Source organism: Flavobacterium sp. UBA4854 (assembly GCF_002399805.1).
Classification (GTDB): Bacteria; Bacteroidota; Bacteroidia; order Flavobacteriales; family Flavobacteriaceae; genus Flavobacterium; species Flavobacterium ginsengisoli.
Genome location: NZ_DHEI01000052.1, coordinates 29,032 through 31,412 on the forward strand (window position 1 = coordinate 29,032; position 2,381 = coordinate 31,412).

A 2,381-nucleotide genomic window follows, 5' to 3' on the forward strand; every position below is an offset into this window, starting at 1 on the left:
CGACGTTTTATTGCTGTTTTTTATGATGATTGTTTGGTTGCAAATACGACAGTAATTGGAAAAGCTGCCGATGTGACTTTTAAAGCAACTGGAAAAGAAATCTTGAAAAAAGGTTTCCGTGTTGTTTTTGAAGACCCGAATGCGAAGGAAAAAGAACCCGATTTATTGCCGAGTTTTACTGTGGGCGAAAAAGGGCCACATGAACCTTCGTTTCTTCAAAAAGAAACCAAACCGCCCAATCAATTTACTGAAGCAACTTTACTGCGTGCAATGGAAACTGCAGGAAAACAGGTTGATGATGAAGATTTACGTGAATTGATGAAAGAAAACGGAATCGGTCGTCCATCAACTCGAGCGAATATTATCGAAACGCTTTTCAAACGTCAATATATCGTTAGAAACAAAAAGCAGGTTTTACCAACTTTAACTGGAATTCAGTTGATCGATACTATTCAGAACGAATTGGTCAAATCAGCCGAGCTTACCGGAACTTGGGAAAAGCAATTGAAAGATATTGAAAAAGGAACTTTCACCGCTGCTGCATTCATTAGAAACATGAAACGCATGGTTGAAGCTTTAGTCTACGAAGTGCGAAGCGAGACCAAACATGCTAATATTTCGCATGCAGCAACGATTCAAAAACCTGTTGTAAAAGCCGAAAAAGAGAAGAAAAAATCCTCTGGAATTTCAGCAGAAACTTGTCCGAAATGCCAAAAAGGAAACCTGATTAAAGGAAAATCTGCTTTTGGATGCAGCGAATATAAAGCAGGTTGTGACTTTGTATTGCCTTTTGTTTTTCATGATAAAAAAATCACCGAAAGCCAATATTTACGATTGGTTCAAAAAGGTTCAACAGTAAACATTAAAGGCTTCAAAACCGAATCTGGAACTGTCGAAGGTTTAATTCGTTTTGAAGAAAACTACAAACTGAAATTAGAACCAAAGAAAACAGATAAAAAAGCGGAACCGAAAGAAAACTCATATGCTTTAATGTGTCCGAAATGCAAAAAAGGAACGATTCTAAAAGGTAAAACGGCCTACGGCTGCGCCGAATATAAATCAGGCTGTGATTTTAAAGTAACTTTTGATGAAGTGCGTGCAAAATTAAAAGATCAAAAACCTACTAAGGAATTGGTTTATTCTATTTTGAGTGAAAGCGTTTGATTTTTTTGCGACGAATTTCCACGAATTATTTTTTGAAAATTACTGTGTTTATATTATTTGCCACAGATTAAAAGGATTAAAATGATTCTTTACTCTGTATATTTTACCAATAATTACACAAATTTTTTCCCGCAGATTTAGCAGATTTGACAGATTTTTATAATGCAGATTATAAAATAAATTTGCTGAATCTGCTAAATCTGCGGGAGACAAAATCATTTTAATCCTTTTAATCTGTGGCAAATATAAAAAAAGAAATTCGCGAGAATTCGTGAAATTTGTGGCAAACATTTTTTTCATACATTAGTACTATCAAAAACCTATAAATATGTTTCAGAAAATTACTCTTTTAGCTCTTGTATTAGCTTCGGTTTCTTGTCAAAAAAAAGAAACCATTGAAAAAGACAAAATCAAAAAAGCCGACTGGTTAATCGGGAATTGGGAAAATACTTCTCCAGAAGGTGTTTTGTCTGAAAACTGGCAAAAGCTAAACGACAGTACTTTTAGCGCTTCTTCTTATTATATTAAAGGAAAAGACACGCTTCATTTTGAAACAATTATTCTAGCTCAATTGGGCGAAACATTGACTTACAAAGCAACTGTAAAAGGACAAAACGATGATAAACCCGTCTTCTTCCCTTCTACTTCTGCATCAGATAAACAATTGGTTTTTGAAAATCCGAAACACGATTATCCTCAAAAAATTACTTATACAAAAGGTGCAAACAATACTTTAACGGCTGAAATTTCAGGTAATTTGAATGGAAAACCAAGTTCTGAGAAGTTTGTAATGACGAAGAAGTAATTGTTTTTTTGAATGTTTACAATCGTCCTTTCTTTTTTCGGTATTATTATCGTATTGAATATCATTTTGTATGTAAAGTATTCGATTATACCAAAATCTTTTATACCTCTTGAAAGCAAAATAATTCGTTTTGAAGAAAGAATAAAATGGCGTGATGCTTCAGGAAGTCCAAGCAATCCAGAAGTATCACCTACTTATTTTGTGCCAATTATAGAATATACTTTTAATGATAAAAAATATATTTATGAGGGTAAGCTTCCGATAACGTTTGCAACTTATAATTTCAATCGCAAAATAGTATTATACATGAATCCCAAAAAGCCATCTGATGTCAGACATAAAATTAAATACTATTGGGAGTGAATTATGGAATGGTTATAGCAAGCACAATGAAACTCGAGCTTTTTTAATA

General features: G+C 33.5%; 3 protein-coding genes. All 3 read left to right on the forward strand.

What is annotated here, in order from left to right:
• Window positions 1-1,164: DNA topoisomerase (locus B3J44_RS07625; RefSeq protein WP_286967537.1), on the forward strand; the 1,164-nt coding region annotated here is incomplete at its 5' end.
• Window positions 1,165-1,492: 328 nt separating this feature from the next.
• On the forward strand, window positions 1,493-1,969 hold the full coding sequence (locus tag B3J44_RS07630; RefSeq protein ID WP_286967539.1) for a DUF6265 family protein: 477 nt from the start codon (window positions 1,493-1,495) through the stop codon (window positions 1,967-1,969).
• A gap of 12 nt (window positions 1,970-1,981) precedes the next feature.
• Window positions 1,982-2,332 (forward strand): hypothetical protein, encoded by a 351-nt coding sequence (locus B3J44_RS07635; protein ID WP_286967541.1) that lies wholly within the window; start codon window positions 1,982-1,984, stop codon window positions 2,330-2,332.
• Window positions 2,333-2,381: the final 49 nt, after the last annotated feature.